This is a genomic window from Tropicimonas sp. S265A, from assembly GCF_049800835.1.
GTDB lineage: Bacteria > Pseudomonadota > Alphaproteobacteria > Rhodobacterales > Rhodobacteraceae > Dinoroseobacter.
The window spans coordinates 84,818-100,509 of record NZ_JBNAFU010000002.1; the positions used below are offsets into that span (position 1 = coordinate 84,818).

16 protein-coding genes and 1 tRNA gene are annotated in these 15,692 nt (G+C 62.1%); 11 read left to right on the forward strand and 6 right to left on the reverse strand.

Going from position 1 to position 15,692, the window contains the following annotated elements; translation table 11 throughout:
- Window positions 1-124 precede the first annotated feature (124 nt).
- The 5 genes from dctP to ACP15N_RS08045 all read left to right on the forward strand — a co-directional run bounded on the left by dctP (window position 125) and on the right by ACP15N_RS08045 (window position 5,850).
- On the forward strand, window positions 125-1,108 hold the full coding sequence (dctP, locus tag ACP15N_RS08025; protein ID WP_425091718.1) for a TRAP transporter substrate-binding protein DctP: 984 nt from the start codon (window positions 125-127) through the stop codon (window positions 1,106-1,108).
- 94 nt (window positions 1,109-1,202) lie between these two features.
- Window positions 1,203-1,757 carry a TRAP transporter small permease subunit gene (locus tag ACP15N_RS08030; RefSeq protein WP_425091719.1) on the forward strand — a complete coding sequence of 185 codons (555 nt, stop codon included), beginning with the start codon at window positions 1,203-1,205 and terminating at the stop codon, window positions 1,755-1,757.
- Entirely contained in the window at window positions 1,757-3,073 is a 1,317-nt protein-coding gene (locus tag ACP15N_RS08035; protein WP_425091720.1) for a TRAP transporter large permease, read from the forward strand. Before ACP15N_RS08030 ends, ACP15N_RS08035 begins: the two co-directional genes overlap by 1 nt.
- Window positions 3,070-4,311 (forward strand): malonyl-CoA decarboxylase, encoded by a 1,242-nt coding sequence (locus ACP15N_RS08040; protein ID WP_425091721.1) that lies wholly within the window; start codon window positions 3,070-3,072, stop codon window positions 4,309-4,311. The genes ACP15N_RS08035 and ACP15N_RS08040 overlap by 4 nt, the downstream gene beginning before the upstream one ends.
- A gap of 12 nt (window positions 4,312-4,323) precedes the next feature.
- A complete protein-coding gene (locus ACP15N_RS08045; RefSeq protein WP_425091722.1) occupies window positions 4,324-5,850 on the forward strand; it encodes a malonate--CoA ligase in 1,527 nt (508 codons plus the stop codon).
- A 9-nt stretch (window positions 5,851-5,859) separates the two neighbouring features.
- Here ACP15N_RS08045 and ACP15N_RS08050 read toward each other — a convergent pair whose 3' ends face one another.
- From ACP15N_RS08050 to ACP15N_RS08060, 3 genes are all read right to left on the reverse strand, one after another.
- Window positions 5,860-8,232 carry a mechanosensitive ion channel domain-containing protein gene (locus tag ACP15N_RS08050; protein ID WP_425091723.1) on the reverse strand — a complete coding sequence of 791 codons (2,373 nt, stop codon included), beginning with the start codon at window positions 8,230-8,232 and terminating at the stop codon, window positions 5,860-5,862.
- A gap of 113 nt (window positions 8,233-8,345) precedes the next feature.
- A tRNA-Ala gene (locus ACP15N_RS08055) sits at window positions 8,346-8,421 on the reverse strand.
- A gap of 75 nt (window positions 8,422-8,496) precedes the next feature.
- Window positions 8,497-8,835: a TIGR02300 family protein gene (locus tag ACP15N_RS08060; RefSeq protein ID WP_425091724.1), complete on the reverse strand. Its 339-nt coding sequence runs from the start codon at window positions 8,833-8,835 to the stop codon at window positions 8,497-8,499.
- A gap of 22 nt (window positions 8,836-8,857) precedes the next feature.
- On the opposite strand from ACP15N_RS08060, the gene ACP15N_RS08065 reads away from it, so the two are divergent.
- Window positions 8,858-9,634, forward strand: coding sequence for a M48 family metallopeptidase (locus tag ACP15N_RS08065; RefSeq protein WP_425091725.1), 777 nt, complete (start codon window positions 8,858-8,860; stop codon window positions 9,632-9,634).
- 31 nt (window positions 9,635-9,665) lie between these two features.
- Window positions 9,666-10,328, forward strand: a complete 663-nt coding sequence (locus tag ACP15N_RS08070) for a GntR family transcriptional regulator (protein WP_425091726.1) — start codon at window positions 9,666-9,668, stop codon at window positions 10,326-10,328.
- Here ACP15N_RS08070 and ACP15N_RS08075 read toward each other — a convergent pair.
- Genes ACP15N_RS08075 through cobU form a run of 3 tightly spaced genes read right to left on the reverse strand, consistent with a single transcriptional unit; the run spans window position 10,309 to window position 12,150 of the window.
- A complete protein-coding gene (locus ACP15N_RS08075; protein ID WP_425091727.1) occupies window positions 10,309-11,004 on the reverse strand; it encodes a glutathione S-transferase in 696 nt (231 codons plus the stop codon). The two genes, ACP15N_RS08070 and ACP15N_RS08075, sit on opposite strands and share 20 nt — an antisense overlap.
- A gap of 58 nt (window positions 11,005-11,062) precedes the next feature.
- Window positions 11,063-11,635, reverse strand: coding sequence for a histidine phosphatase family protein (locus tag ACP15N_RS08080; RefSeq protein ID WP_425091728.1), 573 nt, complete (start codon window positions 11,633-11,635; stop codon window positions 11,063-11,065).
- Complete coding sequence (gene cobU, locus ACP15N_RS08085) at window positions 11,635-12,150, reverse strand: bifunctional adenosylcobinamide kinase/adenosylcobinamide-phosphate guanylyltransferase (RefSeq protein WP_425091729.1); 516 nt, start codon at window positions 12,148-12,150, stop codon at window positions 11,635-11,637. The genes ACP15N_RS08080 and cobU overlap by 1 nt, the downstream gene beginning before the upstream one ends.
- A gap of 124 nt (window positions 12,151-12,274) precedes the next feature.
- On the opposite strand from cobU, the gene ACP15N_RS08090 reads away from it, so the two are divergent.
- Genes ACP15N_RS08090 through dut form a run of 4 tightly spaced genes read left to right on the forward strand, consistent with a single transcriptional unit; the run spans window position 12,275 to window position 15,691 of the window.
- Window positions 12,275-13,156: an RNA polymerase factor sigma-32 gene (locus tag ACP15N_RS08090; RefSeq protein ID WP_425091730.1), complete on the forward strand. Its 882-nt coding sequence runs from the start codon at window positions 12,275-12,277 to the stop codon at window positions 13,154-13,156.
- Between the two features lie 59 nt (window positions 13,157-13,215).
- A complete protein-coding gene (locus ACP15N_RS08095; RefSeq protein WP_425091731.1) occupies window positions 13,216-13,974 on the forward strand; it encodes a ChaN family lipoprotein in 759 nt (252 codons plus the stop codon).
- A 56-nt stretch (window positions 13,975-14,030) separates the two neighbouring features.
- A complete protein-coding gene (gene coaBC / locus ACP15N_RS08100) occupies window positions 14,031-15,224 on the forward strand; it encodes a bifunctional phosphopantothenoylcysteine decarboxylase/phosphopantothenate--cysteine ligase CoaBC (protein ID WP_425091732.1) in 1,194 nt (397 codons plus the stop codon).
- Window positions 15,221-15,691 (forward strand): dUTP diphosphatase, encoded by a 471-nt coding sequence (dut, locus tag ACP15N_RS08105; protein ID WP_425091733.1) that lies wholly within the window; start codon window positions 15,221-15,223, stop codon window positions 15,689-15,691. The genes coaBC and dut overlap by 4 nt, the downstream gene beginning before the upstream one ends.
- Window position 15,692: the final 1 nt, after the last annotated feature.

Here is a 15,692-nt window from a genome sequence, read left to right on the forward strand (position 1 = left end):
CGCAGATAACCTCTAAATGCAATAGCGTTTAAATTGTATACAATTCTGTTGACATGGCGTGCAATCTGCCTAACCTTGTCAGCATAGCCGACATACTAAGTGCGGCAGTTTTGGGAGGAATCAAATGAAAACGTCTTTGTTCGCCGTCGTTGCGGCGGTTTCTTTGGGTGTGGCTGGTGCCGTCAGCGCGCAGGAACTGCGTTTGTCGCACCAGTGGTCGACGGCCGATATCCGCCACCAGGTTGCACAGATCGTCGCTGACGAAGTGGCCGCAGCCGACGTCGGGCTGGACATCAAAATCTACCCCTCGGGCTCGCTGTTCAAGGCACGCGAGCAATACAAGCCCCTGTCGCGCGGTCAGCTCGATATGACGGTGTTCCCGCTCAGCTATGCAGGCGGCCAGCAGCCCGCTTTCAACCTGACCCTGATGCCGGGGCTGGTGAAGAACCACGACCACGCTGCACGCTTGAACGAAAGCCCGTTCATGGAAGAGATCGAAGCCAAGATGGCCGAAGACGACGTGATGGTTCTGGTGCATGGCTATCTGGCAGGTGGATTTGCAGGCAAGGACAAGTGCATCACCTCCCCCGAGGACGTGCAGGGCCTGCAGACGCGCGCAGCCGGAAAGGCTTTCGAACAGATGCTGGCAGGCGCGGGTGCCTCCATCGCATCGATGGGGTCGGGTGAGATTTACAACGCGATGCAGACCGGCGTTCTGAACGCAGCGAACACGTCGTCCTCGTCCTTCGTGTCGTTCCGCATCTACGAACAGGTCGCGTGCTACACTCCGGCTGCGGATTTTGCACTTTGGTTCATGTATCAGCCGCTTTTGATGAACAAATCCACCTTTGAGGGCCTGAGCGCCGAGCAGCAGGAAGCGCTGATGGCCGGTGCGGCGAAGGCCGAGGCGTTCTATCTGGAAGAAGCCAAGAAGCAGGACGCCGCCTCTGCCGAGGTCTTCGCTAAGGCGGGCGTCGAGATCGCGTCCATGACGCAGGAAGAGTTCAACGCATGGCGTGCGCTGGCGCAGGAAACCTCCTACGCGCAGTTCATCGAAGACACCCCCGGCGGTGCGGAACTGCTTGAAAAGGCGCTGGCGGTCGAGTGATCGACACCGCGGCATGAAACACTGACCGGCGCGTCTGCCCCTTGCGGGTGCGCCGGTCCCGTCCCCGAAGACCACATCAAAACCTGAGGTTTCCATGGCTGGGCAAAGTTCCGTCGCCGTGGCCCGGACCGGGAACAATCCGTTCCTGAAGGCCGTGGCTGCGCTCTCTACACTTGCGGGTTGGATATCCGCGGCAATGATCGTCGCCGCCGTGATCCTGACCTGTCAGATGATCTTCGTCCGGTTCGTGCTGAACGGCTCGACCGTCTGGCAAACCGAAGCGGTCATCTATCTGGCCGTGGGCGCTACGCTGATCGGTCTGCCCTATGTGCAGTACCTGCGCGGGCACGTGAACGTCGACCTGATCCCGCTGATGATGCCCAAGGGCCTGCGCCGGGTGGCGGCCATGTTCACCTTGTCGATCTCCATCGCGATCATCGGTGTGATGTTGTTCTACGGCTTTGAATACTGGCACTTCGCATGGGAGCGCGGCTGGAGGTCCGACACGGTCTGGGGGCCCAAGTTGTGGGTGCCATATCTGGTCCTGCCGGTCGGTTTCGGTCTGCTGATGCTGCAACTGATTGCCGATCTGGTCGCCGTGGTCCTGAGGATCGACACGCCGTTCAGCCTGCCTGAGGAGGACGCGTAATGGATCCGCTTTCACTTGGCGCGCTGGTCGCCGTCGGAACCATCCTCGTGCTGTTCTCCGGCGTGTCGGTGGCCGTTGGACTGCTGATCGTTTCCGCCGGGTTCCTGGTCATCTTCGACGGCATGCGGTCGCTGGAACTGATGCCCGAGATTTTCTTCGGCAAGCTCAACAATTTTGCACTGCTGTCGATCCCCATGTTCATCATAATGGGCGCTTCGATCGCCTCAACCCGGGCAGGCGCGGACCTCTATGAGGCGCTGGAGCGCTGGTTGACCCGCGTTCCCGGCGGTCTGGTTATCTCCAACCTCGGGGCATGTGCACTGTTTTCGGCAATGTCTGGCTCCAGCCCCGCGACCTGCGCGGCCATCGGCAAGATGGGCATCCCCGAGATGCGCAAGCGTGGCTATTCTGACGAGGTCGCGTCCGGCTCTATCGCAGCGGGCGGCACGCTGGGCATCCTGATCCCCCCATCCGTTACGATGATTGTCTACGGGATCGCCACGGAAACCTCTATCGGGCGGCTGTTTCTGGCGGGCGTCTTTCCGGGGCTGATGCTGGTCGGACTGTTCATGGCCTGGTCGCTCTATTCCACTTGGGCGTCGGGCAACGCGCAGGTTCTGACCAAGACCGTCTACACGTGGAAGCAGAAGTTCGAGATCCTGCCCCGCGTGGTCCCGTTCATCGTCATCATCATCGGGGTGCTCTACGCCATGTACGGCGGCATCGCGACCCCGTCCGAGACGGCGGCTGTGGGCGCGCTGATGTGCTTGCTGATTGCCGTGATCATCTACAAGCTCTGGTCCCCGCAAAAGCTGTGGCACATCCTGCGCGACAGCACCAAGGAGTCTGTGATGATCCTGTTCATCATCGGGGCAGCGGGTGTGTTCAGCTATATGCTCAGCTCTCTTTTCATCACGCAGGCGATTGCCGAGTGGATCGGGACGCTGGATGTGAACCGCTGGGTGCTGATGTTCGCGGTCAATATCTTCCTGCTGATTGCCGGGTTCTTCCTGCCGCCGGTCGCCGTGATCCTGATGGCGGCGCCGATCCTGCTGCCGATCATCATCGCTGCGGATTTCGATCCGATCTGGTTTGCCGTGATCCTGACGATCAACATGGAGATCGGCCTGATCTCCCCACCTGTGGGACTCAACCTGTATGTCATCAACGGGATCGCACCGGACATCAAACTGAAGACAATCCTGAAAGGCTCCTTGCCGTTTGTGGCCTGCATGGTCATTGCGATCCTGCTCTTGTGCTTCTTTCCGGGCATTGCGACATGGTTGCCTGACACAGTCATGGGGCCACGGTCATGAGCTTGATGGCGGATCTTCTCGGCACGGTTTTTGAACGGCGCTATCGCCCCGGGGCCCCGGACGGGCGGTCCCTCGTGGAGCTGTCGCAGGCCTTGCTGTCCAACTCGGGGGAGGTGTCGGGCGGTGCGCTGGCGCGCGCCTTGCTGGACCGGTACGAGGTCGCGGAGACGTCCGAGCGGGAGGCCTGGTTTGCCTTTCTCACGGATGAACTGGACCTCGACGTGCCGACCCTGATGACACGGTTGCAGTCTTACGTGGAGACGCGTGATCCGTTGGAATACCGCAACCTGATGGCGGTTGCCGAACCACCCCGGCAGGAGCTGATCCGGCGCCTGAACCAGGTGCCGGGGGCGACGGCGCGGTTGGTGGGCCTGCGAGCCGAATTGCTGGCCCTTTTGCCTGACTGGCCGGCGCTGGCGCGCTTGGATACCGACATGCGGCACCTGTTTCGAAGCTGGTTCAATCGCGGGTTTCTGGTGCTGCGACCAATCACCTGGGAAAGCCCTGCGCATATTCTGGAAAAGATCATCGCCTATGAGGCCGTGCATGCAATCGACAGCTGGTCTGACTTGCGCGCCAGACTTGAACCAGATGACCGGCGGTGTTTTGCGTTCTTCCACCCTTCCATGCCGGACGAGCCGTTGATTTTTGTCGAAGTGGCGCTGACCAAGGGCGTGCCGGGTTCGGTACAGGGGCTGTTGTCGGATGATCGCGACCAACTGGCGGGCCGCGATGCCGATACGGCGGTCTTCTATTCTATTTCCAACTGCCAGGAAGGGCTTGCCGGGATCAGTTTCGGCAATTCCCTGATCAAGCAGGTTGCCCGCGATCTTGCGCGGGACCTGCCGAACCTCGGGCGGTTTGTGACCCTGTCGCCTATCCCCGGGTTGATGAAATGGGTGTCGGAGGCACAGGTCACATGGCCCGAGGAGGCCGATGCGCAGCGCGCTCTGGTGGCGCACTACCTGATCGGGGAAAAGGCGCGCGCGGGGCGTCCGCGCGATCCGGTGGCCCGGTTCCATCTGGGCAATGGTGCGCTTGTCCATCAAGTCCATGCAGCGGCGGATACATCAGAAAACGGGCTGCGCCAGTCCGGCGGGATGATGGTCAATTATCTGTATGATCTGGACCGTGTGTCCGACAATCACGAGGCGTTTGTCAGCCGGGGGGAGGTTGCGGCCTCCAAGGAGGTGACAACGCTGGCGCGCAAGGCGGCGCCCCTCGTGAGCAAGACGTGAAGGAGGATTTCGATGGTAAACCCCTTGTTTGATTCACTGTTCGGACGCCATTCCGGCAAACAGACGGCTTTTCTGTACCTGCCGGACGGGTCCGTGCTGACCCACGATGCGTTTCTGAAGCTGACGGCGCGATTTGCCCATGCCATCAAGGCCGCCGGGGTTGCGCCGGGGGATCGGGTGGCCGTGCAGATCGCAAAGTCCCCCGAGGCTTTGGCGGTCTATGCCGCCTGCGTGCAATCGGGGGTGATTTTCCTGCCCTTGAACACGGCATACACACCCGCAGAGCTTGAGTATTTCATCGGGAACTCCGGCGCGAAACTGGTTCTGTGCGACCCCCGCAACCTTGAGGCGCTGACGCCGGTCGCGACATCGCATGATGCCCGGCTGATGACTTTGGATGCCAATGGTGACGGAAGCTTCGCGACCGTGGCCATCGCCATGCCGGAGGTGTTCCCGACAGTTGCGCGGAGCACCGATGACCTGGCTGCATTCCTGTACACATCCGGCACGACGGGGCGGTCAAAAGGCGCGATGCTGAGCCAGGGAAACCTGCTGTCCAATGCCGAGGTGCTGGTGGAGCATTGGCGGTTCACGCCTGAAGATGTGTTGCTGCATGCGTTGCCGATCTTCCATACGCACGGTCTGTTCGTCGCCACCAACATCATGCTGTTGGCCGGCGGTGCCATGATTTTCCTGCCGAAGTTCGACACCGATACAGTGATTGCCCGTTTGCCAGAAGCCACCGCGATGATGGGGGTGCCGACCTTCTACACGCGACTTCTGGACGACCCGCGTTTCGACCGGGATCTGACGGCGCATATGCGGCTGTTCGTGTCCGGCTCGGCCCCGCTGCTGGCCGAGACCCACCGCCTCTTCGAGGCGCGGACAGGACACCGGATTCTTGAGCGCTACGGGATGACGGAAACCAACATGAACACCTCAAACCCCTACGACGGGGCGCGGCGGGCCGGGACGGTTGGGTTCCCCTTGCCGGGCGTCGAGTTGAAGGTCACCGATCCCGAAAGCGGCGCCGCGCTGGCGCAGGGCGAGGTCGGCATGATCGAAGTGCGCGGGCCGAACGTGTTTCAGGGCTACTGGCAGATGCCCCAGAAGACCGCCGAAGAACTGCGGGCTGACGGGTTCTTCATTACCGGAGATCTGGGGCTGATCGACGATCAGGGCTACGTTCAGATCGTCGGGCGCGGCAAGGACCTGATCATCTCGGGCGGGTACAACATCTACCCCAAGGAGGTTGAACTGGCGCTGGACGACCAACCCGGTGTGCTCGAATCCGCCGTGATCGGCGCACCGCACCCGGATTTCGGGGAAAGCGTGGTTGCGGTTCTGGTGCCCGAGCCCGGACAGGCCGTGGATACCGCCGCGATCGAGACCGATCTGCGCGGCAAGCTGGCCCGGTTCAAGCAACCCAAGAAGCTCGTGGTGATGGAAGCTCTGCCGCGCAACACGATGGGCAAGGTCCAGAAAAACGTGCTGCGTGACCAGTTCGCCGGTGTCTTTGACCCCTCCGCCGTGGGCTGACGCGGGCCCTTAGGCCTGCGTTGGACTATCGGGCACGTCGTTCTCCGAGGGCGGCGTATCCAGTTCGACTGGTTTTGCCGTGGGCTCCGTGACGGGGGTTGTCTTGGACGTTTCGGGCTCCGACGTGTGGAGCACGACCTGAACCGGCGGGGCGTTGCCGCTGCGATCCTCGCCGAAATAGAGGGTCTGGTGCGGGAACGGAATTTCGATGCCGCGCGCGTCGAAGATGACCTTGAGGTTGGCGTTATAGGCGCGGCCAATCCCCCATTGCTGTCCCGGCACGGTCTTGATCCGCGCGCGCAGAACGATGGCGCTGGCGTCAAACGAGTTGAGGCCGAACCACTCCAGATCGCCGAGGATGTGGCGCGAAAGTTCTTCGTCCTGCTGAAGCTGTTCGAACGCGTCGAACATCGCGATTTTCACCTCTTCGATGTCTTCGCGGTAGGCCACGCCCATATCGCAGACATAGTAGGAGAACTCGCGCATGTAGTTCGAGATCATGGCCGCGGACGAGAACGGGATCATGTGCACGACGCCCTTGAGGTCGCGCAACGTGACCGAGCGAACGGTCAGTTTTTCCACCGTGCCCACAACGCCGCCGACATCCACGACATCGCCCACGTTCATCGCGTTTTCGAGCTGGATGAACACGCCGGTGATAATGTCTTCGACCATCTTCTGCGCACCAAAGGAAATCGCGAGGCCAAGCACACCGGCGGAGGCAAGGAGCGGGCCGATATCCAGCCCCAGCTGGCTGAGCGACAGCATCAGCGCAATGACCACGATCACGATGGTGAGCGCGTTGCGCAGCAGCGTAAGCAGGGTAATCGTGCGGGGTGTAGGCGCGCCGCCGACAAACGGGTTGAGTTGATAGTCCACCCAAGATGACAAGCTGAGATAGATCGCGATTGCGATCGCCGCAATGACACCCACGCCAAAGAGCGCTGAAAGAAAGGCCGCCCCGGCATCGCTGCCGAAAATCCGGTATGGCGCAAAAAAGTCGAATGAGCTGATCAACGCCAGGACAACCACCACGACAATGAGTACGCGAATGACCCCGAAAAACGCTGGAACAAGACGGTTCACACGCATTTCCAGCATAGGGAGGCTGGACGTGATGAAGCCGGGCAGTTTCAACCTTCGTTGAGACGCAGAGCGCGCAAAAGACGTGGCAAGGAACCCTAGGAACAGGATGGTCGCGAACTCGAGGGTCGAGTTCAGCATCGGCAAAAGTACGTTGCCGGTGTGGGTGCTGACGATAGCAAAAAGGATGAACAGGTAGATCAGGATGGGCACATGCCAGCGTTGTGCGATTGCGCCCATCGCTTGATCAAAGGCGCTTTCACCTTCGTTCTGGCGCAGCCAGTCCGCCACGTCTTTGCGCTTCAGGTAAACGACCACTATGGCGTAGAGGACGCTTATGCTGCCCAGCAAAGATGACAGGGCGCGACCAACGAAGATCGAGGTTTCTTCGGAGACCGCGGGAACGACAACGAGCTGCGCATAGCCAAGAAACAGGATCGAGATGGTCGCGAACCGTTGAAAACTGCGCGCACCGCGATCCGGCATGGGCAAGAGGCGCAATTCTGGCGTGGCGGGTGATGTAAAGAACCGCACCGCCGTTCGGATGAGTTCCACCACCACGAAGGCGCCAAGGTAGTTGGCCTGCATCTGGCTGGCTTCGGCCTCAGGATTGGTTGCAACGAAATAGGAGATCGTCGCGAAGCTCGCGATGAATATTGGCGTAACCTGAAGAAGCGTCACGAGTGACCGTCGCCAAAGCTTGCCTAGCCACTGCTTTTCTCTTCCGGTTCTTGCAGCAATCCGGACAAGCGGAAAGACAGCAAACCGGACGGCGTAAAAGACCCCGTAGCTGACCAGAAAAATAACGGTCAATTCGGAAATGATGCGCCCGATGAAATTCCCGTCGAACGCCCTGAGTGCGAGCTGCGTATTGTATGGGATACGCTCCATCCTCGTGAAGAACCCTTGCACTTCATCAACGACGTTTTCGCGGAGCCCGCGCAGAATCGTGAGGCCTATGTTGATCTCGGCCGGGTCGGTCTCGGGTTCCGCCGCTGGCGCTTGTGCTGGTGGTACGGCAGGCGGCGTGGCTGCGCGTTCAAGATCACGAATGAGCGCCTCGCGCGCTTCGGGGTCGCGCAGGATGTTCGCGAGGTCCTGCGCGGCTTGTGACGGGGTGGCCTCGTTCGTGTCGGGCGGTGCGCCTGCCTCAGGTGCGGGTTCGGATGACGTGCCGGGCACGCCCGGGATCGGGAAAGTTGACTGCGCGTTCAACGATGGCGCTAGCATGACCATCACAAAGAAGATGCCCAGGAACCAGATGGTGCATCCGCGCAGAGAAAAACCGTATGCCTTCATGTCGGGTGTCACGCTTACCGATACCTCTGGTCTACACAAGCAAAAAGCTGGTGCCCGGCCAGCCACGATGCCGTGCGGCGTCCGGACGGAACAACAGAGAACGACGGAGGTTTTGGTGGAGCCTAGCGGGATCGAACCGCTGACCTCCTGCATGCCATGCAGGCGCTCTCCCAGCTGAGCTAAGGCCCCGAACCGTGACGCGGCTTTTAGGGAAGGGGCGGAGCGGATGCAAGGGGATTCTCCTGCCCGATCCGCCCGTTCAAATCAGTCGTCGTCCTTGTCGCTGGCGACATCCGTGATGTCATCCAGCGAGACGTCATCATTGTCATCGTCGTCATCCAGCACGTCATCACCGAGATCGACATCTGCATCGGTGTCGTCCTCCAGGATCACGTCATCGTCGTCATCCGTGTCGGGCTTGGCCTTGGCGGCGGCCTTCGACGCTTTGGCCGATTGCGCCAAAGCGACAGTCGACTTGCGACCGGTCTCAATTTCGACAACGTCGCCCGTGTAGGGGCTGACGATCGGGGAGCGGTTCATGTCATAGAACCGCTTGCCGGTTGTGGGGCACAGGCGTTTGACGCCCCAATCTTCCTTGGGCATTCAGAAATCCTCTCGCTTGGGCATGGGCCTCAAGATCGGGGTCGGTTGCCACAATGGCAAGGGCATGTCAAAGCCTTTCGAAGGGCAAAAGCAGGGAACAGCGCCTATGACCGAGATCGAACTGCCCGGCGACCCGAAGCTGCGCGTTCTACTGCGCGTCTCGGCACGGGCGCGGCGGTTCACGCTGCGGGTTTCGCGACTGGACGGACAGGTGACGCTGACCATGCCGAAAGGTGCGGCGCGGCAGGATGCGGTTGCATTTGCTGAGGCCCAATCCGGCTGGATCGCAAGGCAGTTGGCGCGGCACACCCCCTCCGAAAAGGTCGGATTCGGTGTTCAGGTGCCGGTGGAAGGGCGACTTGCGCGGGTTGTGCCCACGGATGCCAGGCGCGGCGACCTGGCCGGTGACCTGATCGAAGTGCCCCGCAAGGCCCCGGCTGCCGGTGCACATGTGGAGGCTTTGCTCAAAGCGTATGCCCGGGATCGCCTGCAGGCCGCCAGCACCCGCTATGCCGAAACGTTGGGGCGGCGGTATGCCTCGCTTACGTTGCGGGACACACGCTCGCGCTGGGGGTCGTGTTCCTCCGAGGGCAAACTGATGTATTCATGGCGGCTGATCATGGCGCCGCCGGAAGTTCTGGAATATGTCGCGGCGCACGAGGTCGCGCATCTGGCGGAAATGAACCATTCGCCTGCGTTCTGGGGAACGGTGGACCGGCTTTATCCCAACTACGAAGCACCGCGGGCCTGGCTGCGGCGTGAAGGCGCGGGGCTGCATCGCTATCGCTTCCGGGATTGACCTGCGCGGTGCAGCGGGCTTCCCTGTGCACATGCTTCTCAATCAGAAACCGACTGCGGACCAGAGCCCGACGCTACAGGCCGCGCATGACCGCGTCTATCGCACGCTGCGCACGCGGATCATGCACGGGGAACTCGAACCGGGCGAGGCGCTGACCCTGCGCGGTATCGGGAAGGAGTACGGGGTATCAATGACCCCCGCGCGCGAGGCCGTGCGCCGCCTGGCGGCCGAAGGTGCGCTGACATTGTCCAGTTCAGGCCGGGTCTCAACGCCCGAGTTAAATGCTGACCGGATCGAGGAACTGGCCGCTTTGCGCGCCTTGCTCGAGCCGGAGTTGTCGGCGCGCGCGATGCCCCGGGCGCACATGGCCCTGATCGAGCGGCTGGAGATGATCCAGACCTCCATTGGGCAGGTCATCGCACGTGAGGATGCCGTTGGATATTTGCGGACCAATCTGGAATTTCACCGCACGCTCTACCTGCGCGCGCAGGCCCCGGCCATTCTGGCCATGGCCGAGACGGTCTGGCTGCAACTCGGTCCGACGATGCGGAAACTCTATGGCCGTCTGCGCCGGACCGAGCCGCCGCATTACCACAAGCTGATCATCGCAGCGCTGAAGGCGGGCGACGAACCCGGCCTGCGTCTGTCCGTGCGTATGGACGTCACGCAGGGGCTCAAGCTCCTGACGACATGAGGCGTTCCGGGAAGTCGATGTGGACATAGGCGCGTCTGTACGCCTCCTGCGGGCTATCCTCCAGTCCGCGGGCGCGCCAAGCCAGAAAGTTCGGCTCGGCAAGATGCGCATTGATGTAGGCCACACCGGCCTCCGACACCGGCAGGCTGTATCCTGCGATCCGCATCGCGACCGGCGCATAGAACACATCCGCAAGGCTGTAGGCGCCGAACAGCCACGGGCCGTCCGCCGCGTGCTGGCGTGCAAGCCCCCAGAGCAATTCGATCCGGTTCAGATCGGCCTGCACGGCGTCACTGACCGGCACGCCGGAATAAGCCGTGCGCAGGTTCATCGGGCACGCCTCGCGCAGGGCGGAAAACCCGCTGTGCATCTCTGCGACGAGTGACCGTGCCAATGCGCGCGCGGTGGGGTCCTCGGGCCAGAACCCGGCCTTTGGATGTCGGGTGGCGAGTTCTTCGGCGATGGCAAGACTGTCGGTCAGGATACCACCTTCGGGCATCCGCGCCGCGGGCACGGTTCTGGCGGGGGCGTAGCGTTTCAGATCCTCGGTGAAACCGGGCTGATAGAGGCGCGTGTCCTCTACCGTGACGGGGACATCGAACGCGGCAAAACACAGCCAGCCACGCAGCGACCATGAAGAATAGGATCTGTCAGCGATCAGGAGAGAATAGGACATGCGTGCAGCCTAGGCCCATAGAACGCAGGAACAAAACCAAAGCTTTTGAAGGTGTCCATCACGGATGGTGATTGATCGTCCTGACATGCCAGACGTCGCCTGCGTCGCGGTGCAGATGCGTGACCGAAAGATTGTCGATCTTGTAGGCAAAGGCCTCTCGTGCCGGCAGGCTCAGGGCGCGTTGAATCTGGCTGACGATCACGCCGAGATGCGCAACGGCGACCACGGGCCCGGGTGTGCGCCAGCTATCAACGAACCCGTCGACGCGGGCGCGCAGGGTATTCCAACTTTCGCCGTCAGGCGGGGCGATATCGCCGGGCTGATCCCAAAACGCGAAGATATGGTCGCGGGCCTCTGCCTCTACATCGGCATGGCTGCGGGCTTCCCACGCGCCGAAATGGATCTCCCGCAGGGTCGGGCTGATCGTGTCGTGAACCCTGTCTCCGGCGATGGCTGCCGCGGTGTCTTTGGCGCGGCTGAGGTCGGACGAGACCAGCGGTGCGGTGCCGGGCAAGTGATCGCGCACCCGTGCGATCTGCGCGGTATCGCTCAGATCCGCTGGCAGATCGGTCCAGCCGATCATGGTTTTCGCATGGGTCGGCCCGTGGCGCACCCAGTACCAGTCCTGCATCAAAACGCGCCTTTAAGGGCCAGTGGCAAGCCAGCCACGATCAACGCCACGCGATCCGCCTGTGCCGCAAGGCGCTGGTTCAGAGCACCTTGCGCGTTGCGAAAATCGCGCCCGAGCCGGTGTTCCGGCACGATGCCCATCCCGGTTTCGTTCGAGACCACAACCACCGGCACCGGGCACGCCGCCAAGGTGGTAAGAAAAGCATCTGCTTCCGCTTCCCAGTCCTTCTCGGCCAACATCACGTTGGACAGCCAAAGCGTTGCGCAATCCAGCAGGACGATTTCGGTTTCGCGCACGGATGCAAGCGCGGCCGCCGGGTCGAGCGGGGATTCCAATGTGCGCCAGAGGGAGCCCCGGTCGGACTTGTGTTTTTTGATCTTGGCAGCCATTTCCGCGTCAAACGCCTGAGCCGTGGCGATATAGACGCGATCGCGGTCGGTCTCCGTGACCAGAGCTTCCGCGAAGCGTGACTTGCCCGACGCTGCGCCGCCCAAAATCACCGTGAGATGGGGCACACACCGCCCTCCGTCAAAACTTTTTTGAAACTTTTTTCCATTCCGGGTGATCCAGACAACGTTTCGCCGCGTAACCCCTATGCCAAACGACGAAATGGGACGCGAATTCCAGCAGGGGGTTGATATGGCATTAGATGGCTACTCGGGTGAAATGAGCCTGTCACGGCGTGCGATGCAAGCGGAATTGCTCGACGCGGAAACCGAACTGAAACTTGCCTATGCATGGCGCGACGAGCGCGATGAAGAGGCGCTGCACCGCCTGATCACGGCTTACATGCGGCTCGCGATCTCGATGGCGGCAAAGTTCAAGCGCTATGGTGCGCCGATGAACGACCTGATCCAGGAAGCCGGACTTGGGTTGATGAAAGCTGCCGACAAGTTCGACCCGGACCGCGGCGTGCGTTTTTCCACCTATGCCGTGTGGTGGATCAAGGCATCGATCCAAGATTACGTCATGCGCAACTGGTCCATGGTGCGCACCGGGTCAACCTCCTCTCAAAAGTCGCTGTTCTTCAACATGCGTCGTGTTCAGGCCCGGCTGGAGCGCGAAGCTGCTGCCTCCGGCGAGACACTGGACAAGCACCAGCTGCGCCAGATGATCGCGACCGAAGTTGGCGTGCCCCTGCACGACGTGGAGATGATGGAAGGCCGCCTTGCGGGGTCGGACTATTCGCTGAACGCAACCCAGTCGACGGAAGACGAGGGCCGCGAGTGGATTGACACGCTTGAGGACGCATCGCCCCAGGCCGCCGAAATGGTGGAAGAGGATCACGACCTCGAAACGCTGCGCGGCTGGCTCGTCACGGCCATGGACGGTTTGAACGAGCGGGAACGGTTCATCGTGCGGGAACGCAAACTGCGCGACGACGCGCGGACGCTCGAGAGCCTTGGGCAGGAGCTTGGGTTGTCGAAAGAGCGCGTGCGCCAGCTTGAGGCCGCTGCGTTCGGAAAGATGCGCAAAAGCCTTGTGAACCAGTCCTCCGAGGTTCGCCAATTCTTCGCCTGACCCACTTCCTCCCGGTCATTTTGGCGATACTTGCCCGCCCCGTTGGGGCGGGCGAAGTCATGGCCGGCGATCTGGACGTGCCGCCCTCTGCCGATGTGGTCATACTTGGCGAATTGCATGACAACCCGATCCATCACGAGAATCAGGCGCGCGCCGTGGCGGCCATAATGCCTAAGGCGCTGGTGTTCGAGATGCTGACACCGGATCAGGCCGCAGCTGCGACGCCAGAGGCCCGTTCCGATGCCGCGCGTCTTGAGGCTGCGCTGCGGTGGTCGGACGGTGGCTGGCCCGCGTTTTCAATGTATTGGCCGATCTTTGCAGCTGCTCCGGACGCCGCCGTGCTCGGGGCGGCGTTGCCGCGCGATCTGGTGCGCCAGTCGGTTATGGACGGGGCGGTCGCCGTGTTTGAACAGACGGGCAATGATCCGGCGCAATTCGGTCTTGATCAGCCCTTGCCCGAGGCTGAGCAGACCGCACGCGAAGAGATGCAGCAGGAGGCGCATTGCAACGCACTGCCGCCGCAGATGTTGCCGGGAATGGTCGATGCGCAGCGGTTGCGGGACGCTGCCTTTGCCAATGCTGTTGCGCGGGCGGTCGAGACGTATGGCACACCGGTCGTTCTGATCACCGGAAACGGGCATGCACGCCGAGACTGGGGTGTTCCGGTTTACCTGAGCGCGGTCGCGCCGGAGCTTTCGACCTACGTCCTGGGGCAATTCGAAGACGCACCCGACGCGGACTATGCCGAGCAGTTCGACGCGTGGATCGTCAGTGCTCCGGCAGAACGTGAAGATCCCTGTGCCGTCTTCCGCAGTTGAGTTCCCGCGCACAGGTGCTTACACCTTCGAGAGACAGGCTTTTTTCGGATGGCACAATGCTTGCGGGCAAACGCGTACTCCTGATTATCGGTGGCGGCATTGCGGCCTTCAAATCGCTTGACCTGATCCGCCAGATCCGCCGGGCAGGGGGCACGGTCGTGCCGGTTCTGACCCGCGCCGCCGAGGAGTTCGTGACCCCGTTGTCAGCCTCGGCGCTGGCGGCGGAAAAGGTGTATCGCGACCTCTTCGATCTGACCGACGAGGCCGAAATGGGCCATATCGAGTTGAGCCGTGCCGCCGATCTGGTGGTTGTTGCACCCGCGACGGCGGACTTGATGGCCAAGATGGCGCACGGTTTGGCGAACGATCTGGCCTCCACGCTTCTGATGGCGACCGACAAGCGGGTTCTGATCGCGCCGGCGATGAACGTCCGAATGTGGGACCACCCGGCGACGCAGCGCAATCTGGCGGTGTTGAAAGCGGATGGCGTGCTAGTGGCCGGCCCCGATGAGGGGGAAATGGCATGCGGCGAGTTCGGACCGGGCCGCATGTCCGAACCGGATCGCATTCTCGGGGCAATTGCAGAGGCGTTGCGCGACGGACCGCTGACTGGCCGCCATGTTCTGGTGACATCCGGCCCGACGCACGAACCGATCGATCCGGTGCGCTACATCGCCAACCGTTCCTCTGGCGCACAAGGGACCGCTTTGGCGGAAGCCCTGCGCGATCTGGGGGCGAAAGTGAGTTTCGTCACCGGTCCCGCCACGGTCCCCGCGCCGCAGGGCGTTTCGGTGTATCCTGTTGAAACGGCAAAGGACATGCTGGCGGCGGTCCGGCGCGCGTTGCCTGCGGATGCGGCCGTCTTTGCCGCGGCCGTCGCCGATTGGCGGGTGGAGAATGCGGCGACATCGAAGATGAAGAAAGATGGCTCTGGCGCGGCGCCGGCACTGGAGTTTGCAGAAAACCCCGACATTCTGGCGACCATCGCCAAGGCAAAGAAACGGCCCAGGCTGGTTGTCGGGTTTGCCGCCGAGACCAACGATGTTCTGGAGCACGCGACGGCCAAGCGCGCCCGCAAGGGCTGCGACTGGATCGTGGCCAACGATGTCAGTCCCGCGACGGGGATCATGGGCGGCTCGGAAAACGCAGTGACCCTGATTACCGAAGACGGGGCCGAGGTCTGGCCGCGCATGGGCAAGGATGCCGTTGCTGCGAAACTGGCGGCCCGGATTGCCGAGGCGCTGGCATGACCCAGCCGGTCTTGCGCGTGCTGCGGGAAGAATGGGCCGACCCGAGCGTTCCGCTGCCCAGCTACGAGACCGCCGGGGCCGCGGGAGCCGATCTGCGCGCAAACCTGCTGGCTGAGGACCGGGAAGAAGGCATTGAAATTCAACCGCTTCACCGAGTTATCGTGCCGACGGGCCTGCGCGTGGAAATCCCTGAAGGGTTCGAAATGCAGATCCGTCCCCGGTCTGGCCTTGCGTTGAAACACGGGCTGAGCCTGCCCAATACGCCGGGCACGATCGACAGCGATTATCGTGGCCCCCTTGGGGTGCTCCTGACCGTTATCGGTACGGATCCGGTGACGATCCGGCATGGCGAGCGGATTGCGCAGGCGATTGTTGCGCCGGTCGTGCAGGCCCGGTTCCAACAGGCGGCGACCTTGTCGGACACTGTGCGCGGCACGGGTGGTTTCGGGTCCACCGGGCGGGGGTAGG

Coding starts and splice junctions, on each gene's coding strand:
- dctP (WP_425091718.1), top strand. CDS start 125: ATGAAAACGTCTTTGTTCGCCGTCGTTGCGGCGGTTTCTTTGGGTGTG.
- ACP15N_RS08030 (WP_425091719.1), top strand. CDS start 1,203: ATGGCTGGGCAAAGTTCCGTCGCCGTGGCCCGGACCGGGAACAATCCG.
- ACP15N_RS08035 (WP_425091720.1), top strand. CDS start 1,757: ATGGATCCGCTTTCACTTGGCGCGCTGGTCGCCGTCGGAACCATCCTC.
- ACP15N_RS08040 (WP_425091721.1), top strand. CDS start 3,070: ATGAGCTTGATGGCGGATCTTCTCGGCACGGTTTTTGAACGGCGCTAT.
- ACP15N_RS08045 (WP_425091722.1), top strand. CDS start 4,324: ATGGTAAACCCCTTGTTTGATTCACTGTTCGGACGCCATTCCGGCAAA.
- ACP15N_RS08050 (WP_425091723.1), bottom strand. CDS start 8,232: ATGAAGGCATACGGTTTTTCTCTGCGCGGATGCACCATCTGGTTCCTG.
- ACP15N_RS08060 (WP_425091724.1), bottom strand. CDS start 8,835: ATGCCCAAGGAAGATTGGGGCGTCAAACGCCTGTGCCCCACAACCGGC.
- ACP15N_RS08065 (WP_425091725.1), top strand. CDS start 8,858: ATGGGCCTCAAGATCGGGGTCGGTTGCCACAATGGCAAGGGCATGTCA.
- ACP15N_RS08070 (WP_425091726.1), top strand. CDS start 9,666: ATGCTTCTCAATCAGAAACCGACTGCGGACCAGAGCCCGACGCTACAG.
- ACP15N_RS08075 (WP_425091727.1), bottom strand. CDS start 11,004: ATGTCCTATTCTCTCCTGATCGCTGACAGATCCTATTCTTCATGGTCG.
- ACP15N_RS08080 (WP_425091728.1), bottom strand. CDS start 11,635: ATGCAGGACTGGTACTGGGTGCGCCACGGGCCGACCCATGCGAAAACC.
- ACP15N_RS08090 (WP_425091730.1), top strand. CDS start 12,275: ATGGCATTAGATGGCTACTCGGGTGAAATGAGCCTGTCACGGCGTGCG.
- ACP15N_RS08095 (WP_425091731.1), top strand. CDS start 13,216: ATGGCCGGCGATCTGGACGTGCCGCCCTCTGCCGATGTGGTCATACTT.
- coaBC (WP_425091732.1), top strand. CDS start 14,031: ATGCTTGCGGGCAAACGCGTACTCCTGATTATCGGTGGCGGCATTGCG.
- dut (WP_425091733.1), top strand. CDS start 15,221: ATGACCCAGCCGGTCTTGCGCGTGCTGCGGGAAGAATGGGCCGACCCG.